Source organism: Alexandriicola marinus, assembly GCF_004000435.1.
Classification (GTDB): Bacteria; Pseudomonadota; Alphaproteobacteria; order Rhodobacterales; family Rhodobacteraceae; genus Alexandriicola; species Alexandriicola marinus.
The window spans coordinates 325,098-343,708 of the sequence record NZ_RBVZ01000001.1; the positions used below are offsets into that span (position 1 = coordinate 325,098).

An 18,611-nucleotide genomic window follows, 5' to 3' on the forward strand; every position below is an offset into this window, starting at 1 on the left:
TCAGATATAAAGAGTCGCAACGCGCTGCAACCCCAAAATGATGCTGATCGGTGGAAAAAGCGATGCGGGATTACGCGGCTCAGCCCCGCTGCCAGATTGCCGTGTTTCGGGCGATGTAATCCCGGATCGGCGTGGCTTCGCGGCCCAGAAGATCGGGGATCGCGCGGCTCACCGTCTCTGCCTGTCCAAAACGCAAGCCCACATGCAGATAGGTCTGGATGATCGAGGCCATCCAAGGCCGACCCTCTCTGCGCAGGTGAAAGAGATAGGGCAGGATCGCGGCGGGCCGGTAGCTGATCCGGCGTCCCAGCGCGCGGCTCAGTTCGGCCGCGACCTCGTGGAAGGTAATCGCCCCCGGACCGGTCAGTTCATGCGCCTGTCCGGCCGGTATGCGCCCCTGCGCGGCGAGCACCGCCACCTCGGCGAGATCGCGCAGATCGATGAATGCCACCTTGCCGCGACCGGCCGGAACATGAAGCCTGTCCCTCTCGCGGATATCCTTGCGATAGGCGTCCTGAAGGTTCTGAGCAAAGAACCCCGCGCGCAGGATCGTCCAGTCGGTTGGGCCGGAGACCAGGGCCGCTTCGACCGCGTGATGCGGCACCCAACGCGCCGTATCCGCGCCGGTGACGGACAGGAACACGATACGCCCGATGCCCGCCTGACGGGCGGCAGCGATGAACGGGATCAGCGTGGTTTTCATGTCGGCGATCGGTGGAGGGCGCATCAGGAACAGGCTCGAGGCACCTTCAAGTGCCTTGTCCCAAGTCTCGGGTTCGGCGAAATCGAAAGGCACCGACCCTTCGACCGAGGCGGAGCCGGGCCTGTGGGTCGCGCGGACCGGAAAACCCGACTGCGCGGCGGCGCGCATGACTTCGCGCCCGGTGTTGCCGGAACTTCCCGTGACAAGCATCGGGCCGGCCGCGTCAGGCTCGCCGGTCCGGCGGAGATCACTCGAACTCGACAAGAAGATCCTTGGCGTCAATCTGCGATCCGGGGGTCACGTGAATGGCCTTGATGGTTCCCTCATGTTCGGCATGGATGCCGGTTTCCATTTTCATCGCCTCGATCGTCAGCAGAAGATCGCCCGCCTTCACGGCAGCACCGGCCTGAACGACGACGCTGGCCACCACACCGGGCATCGGCGCGCCGATATGGGCCGGGTTGCCAATTTCGGCCTTGGGTTTCTTGGCCGAGACGGCGGCAGATTTCCGGTTCGGCACGCGCACCGTGCGCGGCTGTCCGTTCAACTCGAAGAACACCCGGACTTCGCCGTCGTCATGGGTTTCGCCCACGGTCTGAAGCCGGATTTCCAGCGTCTTACCCGGGTCGATCTCGGCGGTGATCTCTTCGCCCGGCTCCATGCCGTAGAAAAAGGTCCGCGTGGGCAGGGTGCGCACGGGGCCATAGACGGCGTGCCGTTCCATGTAATCGGTAAAGACCTTGGGATACATCAGGTATCCGTTCAGATCCTCGTCGTCGATCTCGACGCCCAGCTGATCCGACACGTCCTTGCGCACGGCCTCGAGGTCGACCGGCTCGAGATGTTTTCCGGGCCGGTCGGTCAAGGGTGTCTCGCCCTTGAGAACCTTCTTCTGGATCGCCGCAGGCCAGCCGCCCGGCGGTTGGCCGAGGTTGCCTTTCATCATGTCGATGACGCTGTCGGGGAAGGCCACATCGACCTTGGGGCTTTCGACATCCGCGCGGGTCAGGCCCTGGCTCACCATCATCAGCGCCATGTCGCCCACCACCTTTGACGAGGGCGTGACTTTCACGATGTCGCCGAACATCTGGTTCACATCGGCATAGGTCTGGGCCACTTCGTGCCACCGCTCTTCAAGGCCAAGCGATCTGGCCTGCGCCTTGAGGTTGGTGAACTGACCGCCGGGCATCTCGTGGAGATAGACTTCGGAGGCCGGGGCCTGAAGGCCGGATTCGAAGGCGGCGTAATGGGCACGGACCTGTTCCCAGTAATTCGAGATCTCGCGGATCGCCGCGATATCCAGCCCGGTGTCGCGTTCGCTGTGACGCAGCGCCTCGACCACCGATCCCAGCGTCGGCTGGGATGTGTTGCCCGACAGCGCGTCCATCGCCGCATCCACGCAATCGACGCCCGCCATGGCCGCGGCCATGATGGTCGAGATCGCGGCGCCGCTGGTGTCGTGGGTGTGGAAATGGATCGGAATGTCGATCTCGTCCTTCAGGGCGCGGATCAGGCGATCGGCCGCGACGGGTTTCAGAAGTCCCGCCATATCCTTGAGGCCCAGCACATGCGCGCCCGCGGCCTCAAGTTCCTTAGCCATTCCGACATAATACTTCAGGTCGTATTTCGAACGGTCGGGATCGAGCATATCCCCGGTGTAGCAGATCGTGCCTTCGCAGATCTTGCCGGATTCGACGACCGCATCCATCGCCACGCGCATGTTCTCGACCCAGTTGAGGCTGTCGAACACGCGGAATACGTCGACGCCGGATTCCGCGGCCTGTGCCACGAAGAACTGCACGACATTGTCGGGGTAATTGGTGTAGCCGACCCCGTTCGAAGCCCGCAAGAGCATCTGGGTCAGCACGTTGGGCATGGCCGCGCGAATCTCGCGCAGGCGCTGCCACGGGCATTCCTGCAGGAACCGGTAGGCCACGTCGAACGTGGCGCCGCCCCAGCATTCGACAGAGAACAGATCGCCCATCTTCGCGGCATAGGTCGGCGCGACGGTGATCATGTCGATCGACCGCATGCGCGTGGCCAGAAGCGACTGGTGCCCATCGCGCATGGTGGTGTCCGTGATCAGCAGCTTCTTTTGCGCCTTCATCCAGTCGGCCACGGCCTTGGCGCCCTCGTCTTCCAGCAATTGCCGGGTTCCGGGATGCCAATCGACCGGCGGCTTCATCGGCGGGCGCGGCAATTTCAGATCGGGATGCGGACGGACCCGGCCTTCGGTCTCGGGATGACCGTTGACCGTGATATCGGCGATGTAGGTCAGAAGCTTGGTGGCCCTGTCCTTGCGCTTGCGGAAATCGAACAGCTCGGGCGTCTCGTCGATGAACTTGGTGTGGTATTCGTTGTTGAGAAACGTCGGATGCTTCAGCAGGTTCTCGACAAAGGCGATGTTGGTCGACACACCCCGGATCCGGAATTCGCGCAAGGCACGGTCCATCCGCGCGATCGCCATCTCGGGCGTGGGCGCGCGGGCCGTGACCTTGGTCAGGAGCGAATCGTAGAACCGTGTGATCACGGCGCCCGAATAGGCCGTGCCGCCATCAAGCCGGATGCCCGGACCCGTGGCCGAGCGATAGATCTGGATGCGCCCGTAGTCGGGGATGAAGTTGTTCTGCGGATCCTCGGTCGTGACCCGGCATTGCAGCGCATGGCCGTCAAGCTTCACGTCATACTGGCTGGCGCAGCCGGTGGCCTCGACGATCGACTTGCCCTCGGCGATGAGGATCTGCGCGCGCACGATGTCGATGCCGGTCACCTCTTCGGTGACGGTATGTTCGACCTGGACCCGCGGGTTGACCTCGATGAAGAAGAAGTCGCCGCTGTCCATATCCATCAGGAATTCGACGGTGCCGGCGCATTCGTAGTTCACATGCTGGCAGATCTTCTTGCCGAGGTTGCACAGCTGCTCACGCTGGGTTTCCGACAGATAGGGGGCGGGCGCACGTTCCACGACCTTCTGGTTGCGGCGCTGAACGGAACAATCGCGTTCCCACAGGTGATAGATGTTGCCTTCGCGATCCCCGAGGATCTGAACCTCGACATGGCGGGCGCGCAGGATCATCTTTTCCAGATATCCCTCGCCATTGCCAAAAGCGGCCTCGGCCTCGCGCCGGCCTTCGAGGACCTTGTCCTCCAGCTCGTCTTCATTCGCGATGGGGCGCATGCCGCGCCCGCCACCGCCCCACGATGCCTTGAGCATCAGGGGATAGCCGATTTCACTCGCCTGCTTGCGGATCGCGTCCATGTCAGAGCCCAGAACCTCGGTCGCGGGGATGACCGGCACGCCGGCCTCGATCGCGACCTTGCGCGCCGAGGCCTTGTCCCCAAGCGCGCGCATGGTGTCGGCCTTGGGTCCGATGAAGGTAATGCCTGCCGCATCGCAGGCATCGACGAAATCCGGGTTCTCGGAAAGAAGACCATAGCCGGGGTGGATCGCATCCGCGCCCGACATCTTTGCCACCCGGATGATTTCCTCGATCGAGAGGTAGGCCTCGACCGGGCCGAGACCTTCTCCGATCCGGTAGGCTTCGTCCGCCTTGAACCGATGCAGGCCCAGCTTGTCTTCCTCGGCATAGACCGCGACGGTTTTCTTGCCCATCTCGTTGGCGGCCCGCATGATCCGGATCGCGATTTCGCCGCGATTGGCGATAAGGATTTTTTCGAAATCGGCCACGGCAGGGATCCTCTTTGCAGTTGCAGAAACGGTTTATGAAGGATTCCGCGCGCCGTAAATGGGTATATCTGGGTAGGGGAAGGGCAGGGCCGCCGACGGTTTCTCGCCCGCAATCGTTTGCCCGGAAAAATCGGGCGGGTGGCTATTCGCGGCGTTAACGATTTGTTAACCTTTGTCATGGCCAACGAAGTCGAACTCGCAGCGATCCTGTGCAGCCTGATCATGGGCGGCGAGCCGGAGGTGCGCCATGACTACGTGGCCGCTGGGCGGGATCACTATGTTAGGGTCGATTGCGAGACGTCATCCCATGTGATCGAGGTGGGTTTCGATGCCAAACGGTCCAGCCTCGACAGCCTGCACCAGGTCCTGTTCGCGGCAGATCTGACCGGAAAAGAGCCGATGATCGTCGTGATCGACACAAATGGCGTCGAAGAGGCGGTTGAATACCAGATCGAGACGGTCGCCCGGATTGCTGGCGTGTCGTTCCTGACGGTGGACGAGGCATTCCTCGTCAGGTGGCAGATGACATGGCCGTTCCGGCAGGAACGCGCGATATTGTTCCGCGATGACACTCTGGCGCTGAACTAGCCGGGCCTGTCCGAGGTTTCGCCGATCACCACTCCATCTGTGCCGTGCCCTCAGGCGACCAGACCTGAACAAGCGCGCATTCCAGCAGGTATGGCCGGCTTTCCCTGTCACAGACGACCTGTTCCATCAGCTGTGGCGAGCCTTCCTCCGGCAGGCCGCAAAACGTCTCGTGCCAGTGGTTTCCCTCGGTGTGTTGAACAAAGAAATCTGCCGTCCAGCCGGCATAATCGCAGGCGGTGGTGACGAAACAATCCTCCGCCATGGCGCCGCCCGCGACGCATTCCGACTTGGCTCCCGCGATCGCCTCTTCGATCGTCGTGCCGAATCCGACCCCGCTCGATTGTTCGGGCGCCTGGGCGATGGCGATGGATTGCGCCGTCGCTGGCGCGGCGACAAAGGCGAGGGCGAGGACCGCAAGTGCGGCGGGGCGAAGGATCATATCGGTTCTCCACTGGAAGACTGGGTCGGAGGCTAGAGAGGGGGCCGCGCGTTGAACAGTCCGGAATTCCGCTGGCCACCGGAAAGATGGGTGCGAACATAGCGCGAACACGTCTTTCGTTTTGCGCGCGATGCCGCTATTCTTGCGCAATGAGCAGTTACGAAGAAGATGATGCCTTCGAAGCGGCGGTCGCGCGGCCGTCGCTGTCGCAGATGGCTATGGCCGCCCGGCCCATGCCTTATCTTGACGGGTTGAACGCGCCGCAACGGCAGGCCGTCGAAACGCTCGACGGTCCGGTTCTGATGCTGGCGGGCGCGGGCACCGGCAAGACGCGGGCGCTGACCGCACGAATTGCGCATCTTCTGGCCACGGGGACCGCGCGGCCAAACGAAATTCTCGCCGTGACGTTCACGAACAAGGCCGCGCGCGAGATGAAATCGCGCATCGGCCAGCTTCTGGGCGAAACGGTCGAAGGCATGCCATGGCTCGGCACGTTCCACGCGATCTGTGTCAAGCTGTTGCGCCGGCATGCCGAACTTGCCGCGCTGAAATCGAATTTCACCATCCTCGATACCGATGATCAGATCCGGTTGCTGAAACAGCTGATCGTGGCCGAGGGGATTGACGAAAAGCGCTGGCCCGCGCGGCAATTGTCCGGGATCATCGACGGCTGGAAGAACCGCGCCCTGACGCCGGACCGACTCCCCGTGGCCGACAGCGGCGCGTTCGATCGCAAGGGCCCACGGCTTTATGCCGCCTATCAACAGCGCCTCAAGGAGCTAAATGCCTGCGATTTCGGCGACCTGCTGTTGCATGTCGTCACGATCTTTCAGACGCATGAGGATGTGCTGGCGCAATATCGCCGCTGGTTCCGCTATATCCTCGTCGACGAATATCAGGACACGAACGTTGCCCAGTACCTGTGGCTCAGGCTTCTGGCGGGCGGGCATTCCAACATCTGCTGCGTGGGCGACGACGATCAGTCGATCTATGGCTGGCGCGGCGCCGAGGTCGGCAACATCCTGCGCTTCGAGACGGATTTTCCGGGCGCCGAGGTGATCCGGCTCGAACAGAATTACCGCTCGACCGGACATATCCTCGCCGCGGCCTCGGGCGTGATCGCCGCGAACAAGGGCCGGCTGGGCAAGACGCTGTTCACCACCGGCGAAGAGGGCGACCGCGTGCGCCTGATCGGCCATTGGGACGGCGAGGAGGAGGCCCGCTGGATCGGGGAGGAGATCGAGGCCATGCAGGGCGGCTCTCGGGGGCATGACCCGATGAGCCTTGATGACATGGCGATTCTCGTGCGGGCGTCGCACCAGATGCGCGCCTTCGAAGACCGGTTCCTGACCATCGGCCTGCCGTATCGGGTGATCGGTGGCCCGCGATTCTATGAACGGCTCGAGATTCGGGATGCGATGGCCTATTTCCGGCTCGCCGTGTCGCCCGATGACGATCTGGCCTTCGAGCGGATCGTCAACACGCCGCGCCGGGGCCTTGGGGACAAGGCCGTTCAGACGATCCAGCGCACCGCGCGTGCCAACGGGGTGAACCTCGTCGAAGGCGCGCGCCTGTGCGCCGAGGGTGGGCTGATCAAGGGCAAGGGCGGCAAGGAACTGGGCATTCTCGTTCAGGCCATCGACCGCTGGCACGGGCAGGTCGTGGCCGAGGCCGATACCCATGTGGAACTGGCCGAGATGATCCTCGACGAAAGCGGCTACACCACGATGTGGCAGGACGACAAGACGCCCGAGGCGCCCGGCCGGCTCGAAAACCTCAAGGAACTGGTCAAGGCGCTCGAAGGCTTCGACAACCTTCAGGGCTTTCTCGAACATGTCAGCTTGATCATGGACAACGGCACCGAGGAGCAGGGCGAAAAGGTCTCGATCATGACGCTGCACGCGGCCAAGGGGCTCGAATTTCCGGCGGTGTTCCTGCCGGGATGGGAAGACGGGCTGTTTCCCTCGCAGCGGTCGATGGACGAAAGCGGTCTCAAGGGCCTCGAGGAGGAGCGCAGGCTGGCCTATGTCGGCATCACGCGAGCCGAGCGGATCTGCACGATTTCCTTTGCCGCCAACCGCCGCGTCTATGGCCAATGGCAATCGGCGCTGCCCTCGCGGTTCATCGACGAATTGCCCGAGGCGCATGTGGATGTGCTGACGCCGCCGGGGCTTTATGGCGGTGGCTTTGGTGCGGCGGGCATGTCGGCCAGCGCATCGCCCGCAGCGCAGGCCGCGATGGGATCGAACCTTCAGGACAAGGCCAGCCGTGCCGATGTCTACAACTCCCCCGGCTGGAAACGTCTTCAGGCCCGCAGCGCACAACGCGGCATGTCCCAGCCTTCGGAGGCGCGGAACATGACGATCGATCTGGACGCCGTGTCGTCCTTTACCGAAGGGGAGCGGGTCTTTCACCGGAAATTCGGCTATGGCCGGGTCGCGGGGATCGAGGGCGACAAGCTGGATATCGCGTTCGAAAAGGCGGGCGACAAGAAGGTCGTGGCCCGTTTCGTCGTCCCGGCCGATCAGGCCGACGACGTGCCGTTCTGAGCCTCAGACCAGCCCGCGCACGATCGGGATCGTCGTCAGCAGAAGCAGGACAGCCATCGTCCGGTTGAACAGCCGCAGGTGGCCGGGCTTGCGCAGGAGCCGCCGCACCTGCGTGCCGAACCCCGCCCAGACAAGGATCGCGGGCAGGTTGGTGGCCGAAAAGATCGCCGCCACCATCACCGCGCCAAGCGCCCCGGCCTCGGGCGGCGTATAGGCCGCGATTGCGGTCAGCGCCATGTACCAGCCCTTGGGATTGACCCACTGAAAGCCGGCTGCCTGAAGGAATGTCAGGGGCTTGCCTTCGATCTGCGCCTCGCCGGGCGGGGCGGCATTGGCGACTTTCCAGGCAAGCCAAGCGAGATACAGCAGGCTTGCCACCATCATCGCGCGCCTGAGCAGCGGATAGGCCTCGAAGATCGCGGCAAGGCCAAGGCCCACCATGATCATCATGAACCCGTGGCCGAGGCTGATGCCCAGCATATGCGGCACTGTCCGGCGCAGACCGAAATTGGCGCCCGACGCCAGAAGCATCAGGTTGTTCGGCCCCGGCGTGATCGAGGTGGCAAGGGCAAAGCCCATCAGGGCCGTGATCATCTCGAGAGTCATCAGGTCATCCTTGATCGCCGGGCGAGAGCCATCAGCCGCGGCGCACGATGCCGGCGGTCAGCGGATAGATCGCCATCATCAGCGCCAGAACCCAGAACGCCGTCGGCAGGCTGGTCTGATGTGCGGCAAAGCCCACGATCGCGGGGCCCAGCAGAACCCCGGCATAGCCTGTCGTGGTGACCGATGCGATCGCGAGGCCCGCGGGCATGATCGTCTGCCGACCCGCGATGCTGAAGACGACCGGCACGAGGTTCGCGGCCCCAAGTCCCACCAGAACGAATCCCGCCAGCGTGATCGCGGGCGTCGCCGCCAGCAGGCAGACGGCCAGCCCGGCCATGGTCAGAATACCGCCGCCCACAAGGATCGGACCTTCGCCCAACCGGGCGACCGTCCAGTCGCCGCTGAGCCTTCCGGCGACCATGGCGACGGAAAACAGCATGTATCCGAGGCCGGCGCTCCGGGCCTCTGTCATCTCGCGTTCGATCAGGAGAAGCGCGCCCCAGTCGAGGATGGCGCCCTCCACCAGAAAGGCGACCGCAGCCAGAACGGCGAGCAGAAGCACAAGCCCCCGGGGAAACACGAAGGGATCGGGATCGCCGCCGCGTGCGCGCAACAGGCGGGGGGCCGCAAGGGCCATCGCGCCCAACGTCAGCGCAGAGCCGATCAACGCGGCCAGAATCGGCGACAGTCCGAAGGATAGCAGCGCGGTCATGGACCCGGCACCGGCAAAGCCGCCGATGCTGAATTGCGCGTGAAACCCCGACATCAGCGGCCGGGCCTCTGTGCGTTCGACCTCGGCGGCATGAACATTCATCGCCACGTCGAGCGTTCCGAGCGCGGCACCAAAGACGAACAGGGTGGCGCCGAGGCTCACGGGGTGTCCGGCCAGCGCGAGGAAGGGCAGGGTCAGGCCCATGCCGAACCCGCCCAGCAGGATCATCGGCCGCGCGCCGCGCCGCGCCGAGATGATCCCGGTGAGCGGCATCGCGATGACCGAGCCCATGCCCAGACACAGAAGAAGGATACCCAGAAGCGCCTCATCGGCGCCGACACTGTTCTTTGCAAAGGGAATCAGCGGCGCCCAGCACGAGACGGCAAAGCCCCCCGCAAGGAAGGACAGCCGCGTGGCAAGCCGAGCGGGCGCCGTCGCGCTCCGGTCGGGAACGGTCATTTGTGTCATCTGCTCCTCCCTCGCGCACATCACTACAGCGCGCCGCCTGAAACTCAAGCGCGGGTCTGTCGGGGGTGTAACGGGGATGGGGAAAATGCGGTGCCCCAGGGAGGAGGAGAGGGGCACCGCATCACCTTGGTGCAGTTCCCGGGCCAGGGAGGAGGAGAGGCCCGGTCTGCCGTCCGGGGCGCCATTAAGGGAGGAGGAGGCGACCCCGTTTCTCGTCTGTCGGTAGCTGCGGTGCCCCAGGGAGGAGGAGAGGGGCACCGCATCACCTTTTGCAGGGTCCGGGCCAGGGAGGAGGAGAGGCCCGGTCTGCCGCCCGGGGCGCCATTAAGGGAGGAGGAGGCGACCCCGTTTCTCGTCTGTCGGTAGCTGCGGTGCCCCAGGGAGGAGGAGAGGGGCACCGCATCACCTTTTGCAGGGTCCGGGCCAGGGAGGAGGAGAGGCCCGGTCTGCCGTCCGGGGCGCCATTAAGGGAGGAGGAGGCGACCCCGTTTCTCGTCTGTCGGTAGCTGCGGTGCCCCAGGGAGGAGGAGAGGGGCACCGCATCACCTTTTGCAGGGTCCGGGCCAGGGAGGAGGAGAGGCCCGGTCTGCCGTCCGGGGCGCCATTAAGGGAGGAGGAGGCGACCCCGTTTCTCGTCTGTCGGTAGCTGCGGTGCCCCAGGGAGGAGGAGAGGGGCACCGCATCACCTTTTGCAGGGTCCGGGCCAGGGAGGAGGAGAGGCCCGGTCTGCCGTCCGGATCGCCGTTAAGGGAGGAGGAGGCGATCCGTATTCCGTCTTTTGGTAGCTGCGGTGCCCCGGGAGGAGGAGAGGGGCACCGCATCACCGTTTGCAGGGTCCGGGCCAGGGAGGAGGAGAGGCCCGCTCTGCCGTCCGGATAGCCGTTAAGGGAGGAGGAGGCGACCCGTATTCCGTCTTTTGGTAGCTGCGGTGCCCCGGGAGGAGGAGAGGGGCACCGCATCACCGTTTGCAGGGTCCGGGCCAGGGAGGAGGAGAGGGGCACCGCATCACCGTTTGCAGGGTCCGGGCCAGGGAGGAGGAGAGGGGCACCGCATCACCTTTTGCAGGGTCCGGGCCAGGGAGGAGGAGAGGCCCGGTCTGCCGTCCGGATCGCCGTTAAGGGAGGAGGAGGCGATCCGTATTCTGTTTTTCGGTAGTTGCGGTGCCCCAGGGAGGAGGAGAGGGGCACCGCACCACCTTGATACAGGTCACCGGCAGGGAGGAGGAGGAGCCGGTGATCTGCGAGCCGGAGGCGCCATTAAGGGAGGAGGAGGCGCCCCCGAAATCCATTAGCGCGCCGCTTGGGACGCCTCGTAGGCGATCCCGCGGATGTTCGAACGGGCAATGCCCAGATCGGCGAGTTCGCGATCGCTCAGCCGGTCAAGCTCGTCAAAGGTTGTGCGATAGGCGCGGTTTTGGGCGCGCTTCTCCGCGATAGCCTGACGCAGCGTGTTGAATCGTTCGCCCAGCGTGATGCCGGGGGTGAAGATGTCGGTTGCATATGCCATATGCGTTTACTCCTGATGCACGGACCTCTGTCCGCCTTACTGCTCGGCCGCGTTTTCTTCGGCCACATCCATGCGCCCTGTTAGCGCTGTCGTGAGCCAGAATTAGGCTTTTGCTGCAGTTGCACAATAGACGGTTCGTCAATGCTGCTATGCAGCAAATGCATAAGCATAATTGACCTATTTTTCGGGCGGTTCGCATGGGAATTCACCGCTTTTGAAACGGGACGGCAAAGGCTTACGTAGGGTTACGTTGCAGGCTGCCCGCGCATCGGGCACAACGCTCGCGAACCGAGGATGGAGGCCCGAATGACCGACCGCGCAGAAATCGAACAGGTCCTGTCACGCATCGCCCTGCCGGGCGGCGGCGATCTGATGTCACGCGATATGGTCCGGGCCCTTGCCGTCGAGGGTCCGACCGTCCGCTTCATCATCGAGGCGCCCAGCCCCGACGAGGCCCGCGCGCTCGAGCCTGTCCGCAAGGCAGCCGAAGCCGCGGTCGCGGCCCTGCCGGGAGTGGAGACCGTCTCCGTTCTTGTCACTGCGCATGGCCCCTCGACCCCGCGCGCGCCCGCGCGGCCTGCCGCCGCGCAGGGCGAGCCTCCCTCTCTCAAGATCGGGCGACACCCCACGCCACAGGCCGGCCCCGCACCGGTGCCGGGTGTGGACCGGATCATTGCCGTCGGATCGGGCAAGGGGGGCGTCGGGAAATCCACCGTCTCGACCAACCTTGCCGTCGCGCTGGCCCGGGAGGGGCGCAGGGTCGGTCTTCTGGATGCCGATATCTATGGGCCGAGCGTTCCGCGCATGATGGGCGTGTCCGAGCGTCCGAAATCCCCCGATGGCAAGACGATCATCCCGCTTCATGCGCATGGCGTGACGACCATGTCGATCGGCCTGATGGTCGATCCCGACAAGGCCGTCGTCTGGCGCGGCCCTATGCTGATGGGCGCGCTGCAACAGATGCTCGGTCAGGTCGAATGGGGCGAGCTGGACATCCTGATTGTCGATCTGCCGCCCGGAACGGGCGATGTGCAGCTGACCCTGTGCCAGAAGACGCATCTGACCGGCGCGATCGTCGTATCGACCCCGCAAGACGTGGCGCTTCTCGATGCGCGCAAGGCCATCGACATGTTCGGCACGCTCAAGACGCCGATCCTCGGGCTGGTTGAGAACATGTCTCTATACATATGTCCCAACTGCGGACACGAGGCGCATATCTTCGGCCATGGCGGCGTCGGCGTGGAGGCCGAGAAGATGGGCGTCCCGCTTCTGGGCAGTCTGCCGATCGACCTCGACACCCGGCTGGCCGGTGATGGGGGCACGCCGATCGCGGCGGGCGAGGGGATCATGTCCGATGCCTATCGCCGGATCGCCCGGGGTCTGATCCAGGGCGGGATGGCCTGACGCCCGCGGTCCGATTGCCCGACCTCGTCGGGAAATCATGGCACTCGCTATCGGGAATGCATGGAACCTGCCGGCTGATTGGCAGGAATCAGCTGAATCAGCTTGGTTTGCACCATTGATTCGAGGGAATCTGCGAGGCAGGATGTGATCCTTGCCAGTCTTGCGCAGGTGACCGGGAATTCGTGGAACGCGTCGAAATGGGGAAAATCCGCCGTTCGTTCGGCCTCTTGCGCGAAAGATATACTAGATATTGATGTGATTTGACGGGTTATCAACATTTTGTGGGTCAATCAAAATTGTTTCAATCGTGTCTCTTTTCGAAATCAGCTGTGACTTCCCAGTAAGTTCCATGAATTCCCTTGATCGGCCGGCGGGCTCATGTCATTCATTTACCCAAGGAAACGAGGGCAGACACTCACAAGGGACATCAAAAGAATCCCACAGGTAAACGAGGCAGCTTCATACAGGCGCCCCTCCTTTCCGAACAAAGAGATCCGGCGCGCGAGCGAGCAGACATCCCCCCAGGTGGCGCGCGCAGTCGGACTAACCCCGAAAGGGGTATGGCGGCGGATCAAGCAGTGGCAGCAGCTTGATCCGCCGTTTTCACATCCGGCCACCCGCCGGGGGACAGGATAAAAGGGGCTTCGTTCGGTGGCTCTCAGTTTCAGAGGCGAGTTCAACCAGAAGGTTGACGCGAAAGGCCGGGTGTCGATCCCGGCTGATTTTCGTGCCGTGCTCGCCGATGGCGATCCCCGCTGCCCCGAACATCCCTTGCCCCGCCTCGTTGTGCTGCATGGGCCCCACCTCAAGAATTGTCTTCATGCCTACACGATCGAAGCCATGGAAGAGATCGAAGAGGGCATCAAACGCCTGCCGCGCGGTTCGGTCGAGCGCAAACGCGCCGCGCGCATGATCCTGGGCAAGTCCTGGGACACCGAGGTCGACAAGGATGGCAGGATCGTCCTGCCACAGCGCCTGCGCCAGCAGATCGGGCTGGACGGCGAGGCCGTCATGGTCGCCATGGGCGACTATTTCGAGATCTGGAACGCGGCCACCTATGATGAGGTCGAGGCCGCCGAGACCGACGAATGGCTCGAAACGCTGCCAGATGATTTCGATCCCCTGAGCCTGCTAGACACCCCGAACGGAGGCTGACCAATGGGGAGTGCTGCCGCCGATCCCCCGCATATACCTGTTCTGATCGATCCTCTGATCGAGACTGTCGCGCCGGTGACAGGGGTCTGGCTGGACGGCACCTTCGGTGCGGGTGGCTACACGCGCAGGCTTCTTGATGCGGGCGCAGACAAGGTGATCGCGGTCGACCGCGATCCACTGGCCTTCGATCTGGCCGCCGGTTGGGCGGCGGGTTACGGCGACCGGCTGGTGATGCAGCAGGGCACGTTTTCGCGACTTGATGAATTGGCAGGCGAACCGCTTGACGGGATCGTTCTCGATCTTGGTGTCTCGTCGATGCAGATCGACACGGCCGAGCGGGGCTTTTCCTTTCAGAAGGACGGCCCGCTCGACATGCGAATGGGCCGTGACGGGCCCACCGCCGCAGATATCGTGAACACAATGGACGAGGGGCCGCTGGCCGACCTTCTTTATCTCTATGGCGAGGAACGCGCCTCGCGCCGGATCGCAAAGGCGATTGTGGCGGCGCGGCCCTTGTCCCGCACGCTTGAACTGGCCGAGGTCGTGGCCTCCTGCCTGCCGCGTCAGAAGCCGGGCCAAAGCCATCCCGCGACCCGCAGCTTTCAGGCGCTCCGGATTGCGGTGAACGATGAATATGGTGAACTTTATCAGGGACTTATGGCGTCCGAGAGGGCGTTGAAGCCGGGCGGGTTGCTGGCTGTCGTGACCTTCCATTCGGTCGAGGATCGCATGGTCAAACGCTTCATCCAGCTGCGTTCGGGCGCGGGTGGCAACGCCAACCGCTATGCCCCCGAGGCCGAGCATGAGGTGCCGGCCTTCGAAAGGGTCAATCGCAAGGCCATTGAGGCCAGCCCCGATGAGATCGCCGTCAATCCCCGGTCGCGGTCGGCGCACCTGCGCGTGGCCCGCCGCACCGAGGCGCCCGCGGGCACGATCGCACCGCGGGATCTTGGCATGCCGGAATGGAAAGGAGCTCGCTGATGCGCGGCCTGTTGCACATCTTCGCTTTTCTCACCGTGATCGGGCTCGCGTTCTGGGCCTACCAGGAGAATTACCGCACCCAGGCCTCGATTGCCGATGTCCGCCAGCTGCACCGCGATATCGGCGCGGCCCATGTGCGCATCAATGTGCTCGAGGCCGAATGGGCCTATCTGCGCCGGCCGGACCGGTTGCGCGAGCTGGCCGATCTCAACTTCGACCGTCTGGGCCTTCTGCCCCTGTCCGCCAGCAATTTCGGCCAGGTCGAAAACGTGGTCTATCCGATCCGGCCGCTTGGCGTGATCACCGATCCGATCGAGGTGTCCTCCGACATGATCGACGAGGAGAACCCGCTGTGAGTTACGACGCGCTCCGCCGGCCGCTCCGTCCGCTGGCCCGGATCATTCGGGCCCGGGAACAGGGCGAAAACCCCGATGATATCGCGCGTGAAAACCTGCGCCTTCGTCACGAAAAGATGCAGAAGAAGGCCCGCGACCGGGCCGAAAGCCGCCTTCTGGTGCTGGGCCTTGCCTTCGTTATCGCCTTCGGCACCATCGGGGCGCGGATGGGCATTCTGGCCAATACCGATCCCGAAGAGCCGCGCGCTGTGGCCAGTGGCAATCCGATCATCGGGCAGCGCTCCGATATCGTGGACCGCAACGGCCGGATCCTCGCGACGAATTTCGACACCCATTCGCTCTATGCTCATCCCGACGACCTGATCGATCCCGCGAACGCGGCCCGCGAACTGGCGCGCATCTTCCCCGAACTTGAGGCCGAAAAGCTCTATGCCGATTTCACCGGGTCGCGGAAGTTTCTCTGGGTCCGCCGGCAGATCAGCCCCGAACAGATGCAGGCGGTTCACGATATCGGCGATCCCGGTCTGCTGTTCGGCCCGCGCGAGATGCGGCTTTATCCCAACGGGCCGATCGCGGCCCATATTCTGGGCGGTGCCTCCTATGGCAACGAAGGCGTCAGTTCGGCCGAGGTGATCGGTGTGGCCGGTGTCGAACGTCATTTCGACGAGGTGCTGCGCGATCCCGCCAACGAGGGCCGGCCCCTTGCGCTTTCGCTTGACCTGACGGTTCAGGCCGCGCTGGAAGAGGTTCTGGCCGGCGGCATGACCCTGATGAATGCCAAGGGCGCCGCCGCCATCATCATGGATATCGACACCGGCGAGGTCATGGCCATGGCCAGCCTGCCCGATTTCGATCCCAACAACCGGCCCCGTGTCCTCACCGAGGGCGACCAGTCCGACAGCCCGCTGTTCAATCGCGCGCTGCAGGGCGTTTATGAACTGGGCTCGGTCTTCAAGATCTTCACCGTGGCGCAGGCCATGGATCTGGGGCTCGTCAATCCCGACACCATGATCGACACGACCGGCCCGCTGCGCGTCGGAGGGTTCCCGATCCGGGACTTCCGCAATTACGGCCCCGAACTCAGCGTCACCGACGTGATCGTCAAATCCTCGAACATCGGGACAGGCCGCATCGCCATGATGATCGGCGCGGACCGGCAGCGCGATTTCCTCGACAGCCTCGGTCTTCTGGAGCCAACCCCGATCGAGATGACCGAAGGCCGGACAGGTCAGCCTTTGCTGCCCGGCAACTGGCGGGAACTGTCGACCATCACGATTTCCTATGGACACGGCATTTCCGTCTCTCCGCTGCATCTGGCGGCGGCCTATTCCTCGCTTCTGAACGGCACCCGGGTGACGCCCACGCTCCTGCGACAGCAGGGGCCGGTCGAGCAGGGACCCCGGATCGTCTCGGCCCCCGTCGCCGATCGCGCCCGCGATATGCTGGCGCAGGTCGTCAGCCGGGGCACTGCCTCCTTCGCCCGGATCGAGGGCTATACGATCGGCGGCAAGACAGGCACCGCCGACAAACCGCGTGAAGCGGGTGGCGGGTATTACGATGACAAGGTGATCGCGACCTTCGCGGGCATGTTCCCTGCCGAAGAGCCGGAATACGTGATCGTGGTGACGCTGGATGAACCGGTGGAAACCTCGGGGCCCGAACCCCGCCGGACCGCCGGCTGGACGGCCGTTCCCGTGGCCGCCGAGATGGTTCGCCGGACGGCGCCGCTCCTTGGGCTCAGACCGCAGGTTGAACTGGGCAGCCTCGACGGTGTAACGCTGACGGGAAGTCGCGACTGAGCGGTCGAACCCCGAGGGGGAGGGTGGCGAGATGAGCACTGATAGGTCCCTGAGCCTGGCCGATCTGGGGCTGACGGCGCGGCGCGGCACGCCGGCCAGGATCAGTGGCATCGCCATCGACAGCCGCGAGGTTCAGGAAGGCTATCTCTTTGCCGCGCTTCCCGGGACGCGGGTCCATGGGGGGGAATTCATCCAATATGCCCTGCGCATGGGGGCCGCGGCGATCCTGACGGATGCCGAGGGCGCCCGTATCGCGCGGGCAGAACTCGATGCCTCCGACGCGGCGCTTGTCCTGAGCGAGGATCCGCGGGCCGCATTGGCGCGCGCGGCGGCCCTGTGGTTCGGCCCGCAGCCCGAGACGGTGGTCGCGGTGACCGGCACCAACGGAAAGACGTCCGTGGCCAGTTTCTGCCGCCAGATCTGGCTTAACCTGGGTCTCGATGCCGTCAATCTGGGCACGACCGGCGTGGAGGGGGCCTGGACCTATCCGCTGCGCCATACCACGCCCGATGCGCTGACGCTGCAGCGTGTTCTGGCCGAGGCCGCGCGCGCGGGCATCACCCATGTGGCGATGGAGGCCTCGTCCCACGGTCTGGATCAACGCCGCCTCGACGGGGTGACGCTGGCTGCCGCGGGCTTCACGAATTTCAGCCAGGACCACCTGGATTACCACGGCACGTTCGAGGCCTATTTCGAGGCGAAGGCCGCGCTCTTCGGTAGGCTTCTGGACGACAATGGCGTTGCCGTGATCAACCTCGATGATCCCAAGGGCGCCGACATGGCCGCCATCGCCAGCGCCCGGGGCCAGGAGGTGATCGGGATCGGCAGCAGTGATCCCGACGCGCGGACGGCAGGCGTGCCGGTGCCGCGCCTGCGCCTTCTGGGCCAGCGGTTCGATGCGACGGGACAGGATCTGCGGTTCGACTGGCAGGGCAGCGTGCAGATGGTCCGGCTCAACCTCGTCGGTGGCTTCCAGGCGCAGAACGTCATGGTGGCCGCGGGCCTTGTCATCGCGGCGGGCGAGGACCCGCATGCCGTCTTCGCGGCCTTGCCCGAACTGGTGACGGTCCGGGGCCGGATGGAACTGGCCGCGACCCGCGAAAACGGGGCCTCGGTCTTTGTCGATTACGCCCATACGCCCGATGCGGTGGCGACCGCGCTTGGCGCGCTGCGTCCCCATGTGATGGGCCGGATCGTCGCGATCATCGGCGCGGGAGGAGATCGCGATATGGGCAAGCGGCCGCTGATGGGGGCCGCGGCGGCAGATCACGCCGATATCGTCATCGTGACCGACGACAATCCCCGCACCGAGGATCCGGCCGCAATCCGCCGCGCGGTCATGGCAGGTGCGGTTGCGCGGGGTGATGGCACGAAAGTCACCGAGATCGGGGACCGCGCCGAAGCGATCCTGCGTGGCGTGGATCAGCTGGGGCCGGGCGACGCGCTCCTGATTTGCGGCAAAGGGCATGAGACGGGCCAGATCGTAGGGTCCGACGTGTTGCCCTTCGACGATGCCGAACAGGCGAGCGTGGCCGTGGCGGCCCTGGAGGGACGGATATGAGAGGGTGCAAGACTTGGGCCGCGACCGGGCCCAAATTTCCCGAAATTTGGGGGCGCCGCCAAATTTCTGGAAATTTGGCCCGGCGTCGAAAGGCGG

General features: G+C 64.4%; 14 protein-coding genes. 8 read left to right on the forward strand and 6 right to left on the reverse strand.

The genetic code is table 11. From position 1 onward, the window contains the following. Window positions 1–79: 79 nt before the first annotated feature. The gene (locus tag EP376_RS01630; protein ID WP_203330893.1) at window positions 80–967 is read right to left on the reverse strand and encodes an NmrA family NAD(P)-binding protein; all 888 of its coding nucleotides are present in this window, start codon (window positions 965–967) and stop codon (window positions 80–82) included. After that, entirely contained in the window at window positions 951–4,391 is a 3,441-nt protein-coding gene (locus EP376_RS01635) for a pyruvate carboxylase (protein ID WP_127653790.1), read from the reverse strand. Before EP376_RS01635 ends, EP376_RS01630 begins: the two co-directional genes overlap by 17 nt. 177 nt (window positions 4,392–4,568) lie before the next feature. On the opposite strand from EP376_RS01635, the gene EP376_RS01640 reads away from it, so the two are divergent. After that, window positions 4,569–4,979 (forward strand): hypothetical protein, encoded by a 411-nt coding sequence (locus EP376_RS01640; protein ID WP_127653791.1) that lies wholly within the window; start codon window positions 4,569–4,571, stop codon window positions 4,977–4,979. Window positions 4,980–5,004: 25 nt separating this feature from the next. Here EP376_RS01640 and EP376_RS01645 read toward each other — a convergent pair whose 3' ends face one another. Then, a complete protein-coding gene (locus EP376_RS01645; RefSeq protein WP_127653792.1) occupies window positions 5,005–5,418 on the reverse strand; it encodes a hypothetical protein in 414 nt (137 codons plus the stop codon). 149 nt (window positions 5,419–5,567) lie between these two features. On the opposite strand from EP376_RS01645, the gene EP376_RS01650 reads away from it, so the two are divergent. After that, window positions 5,568–7,967 (forward strand): ATP-dependent helicase, encoded by a 2,400-nt coding sequence (locus tag EP376_RS01650; RefSeq protein WP_127653793.1) that lies wholly within the window; start codon window positions 5,568–5,570, stop codon window positions 7,965–7,967. 3 nt (window positions 7,968–7,970) lie between these two features. Here the strand turns inward: EP376_RS01650 and EP376_RS01655 are convergent, their stop codons facing one another. From EP376_RS01655 to EP376_RS01665, 3 genes are all read right to left on the reverse strand, one after another. Further along, entirely contained in the window at window positions 7,971–8,573 is a 603-nt protein-coding gene (locus EP376_RS01655; protein WP_127653794.1) for a LysE family translocator, read from the reverse strand. A 31-nt stretch (window positions 8,574–8,604) separates the two neighbouring features. Continuing rightward, entirely contained in the window at window positions 8,605–9,753 is a 1,149-nt protein-coding gene (locus EP376_RS01660; RefSeq protein ID WP_238928548.1) for an MFS transporter, read from the reverse strand. Between the two features lie 1,287 nt (window positions 9,754–11,040). After that, the gene (locus tag EP376_RS01665; RefSeq protein ID WP_127653795.1) at window positions 11,041–11,259 is read right to left on the reverse strand and encodes a DUF1127 domain-containing protein; all 219 of its coding nucleotides are present in this window, start codon (window positions 11,257–11,259) and stop codon (window positions 11,041–11,043) included. A 306-nt stretch (window positions 11,260–11,565) separates the two neighbouring features. Here EP376_RS01665 and EP376_RS01670 point away from each other — a divergent pair, with 306 nt between their 5' ends. From EP376_RS01670 to EP376_RS01695, 6 genes are all read left to right on the forward strand, one after another. After that, window positions 11,566–12,663: an Mrp/NBP35 family ATP-binding protein gene (locus tag EP376_RS01670; protein WP_127653796.1), complete on the forward strand. Its 1,098-nt coding sequence runs from the start codon at window positions 11,566–11,568 to the stop codon at window positions 12,661–12,663. Window positions 12,664–13,314: 651 nt separating this feature from the next. Beyond that, window positions 13,315–13,818, forward strand: coding sequence for a division/cell wall cluster transcriptional repressor MraZ (gene mraZ / locus EP376_RS01675; protein ID WP_127653797.1), 504 nt, complete (start codon window positions 13,315–13,317; stop codon window positions 13,816–13,818). Window positions 13,819–13,821: 3 nt separating this feature from the next. Beyond that, window positions 13,822–14,799, forward strand: coding sequence for a 16S rRNA (cytosine(1402)-N(4))-methyltransferase RsmH (rsmH, locus tag EP376_RS01680; RefSeq protein WP_127653798.1), 978 nt, complete (start codon window positions 13,822–13,824; stop codon window positions 14,797–14,799). Then, window positions 14,799–15,155 carry a cell division protein FtsL gene (gene ftsL / locus EP376_RS01685; protein ID WP_127653799.1) on the forward strand — a complete coding sequence of 119 codons (357 nt, stop codon included), beginning with the start codon at window positions 14,799–14,801 and terminating at the stop codon, window positions 15,153–15,155. The genes rsmH and ftsL overlap by 1 nt, the downstream gene beginning before the upstream one ends. After that, entirely contained in the window at window positions 15,152–16,954 is a 1,803-nt protein-coding gene (locus tag EP376_RS01690; protein WP_127653800.1) for a peptidoglycan D,D-transpeptidase FtsI family protein, read from the forward strand. The genes ftsL and EP376_RS01690 overlap by 4 nt, the downstream gene beginning before the upstream one ends. A 31-nt stretch (window positions 16,955–16,985) precedes the next feature. Then, window positions 16,986–18,515: a UDP-N-acetylmuramoyl-L-alanyl-D-glutamate--2,6-diaminopimelate ligase gene (locus EP376_RS01695; RefSeq protein ID WP_127653801.1), complete on the forward strand. Its 1,530-nt coding sequence runs from the start codon at window positions 16,986–16,988 to the stop codon at window positions 18,513–18,515. Window positions 18,516–18,611 lie beyond the last annotated feature (96 nt).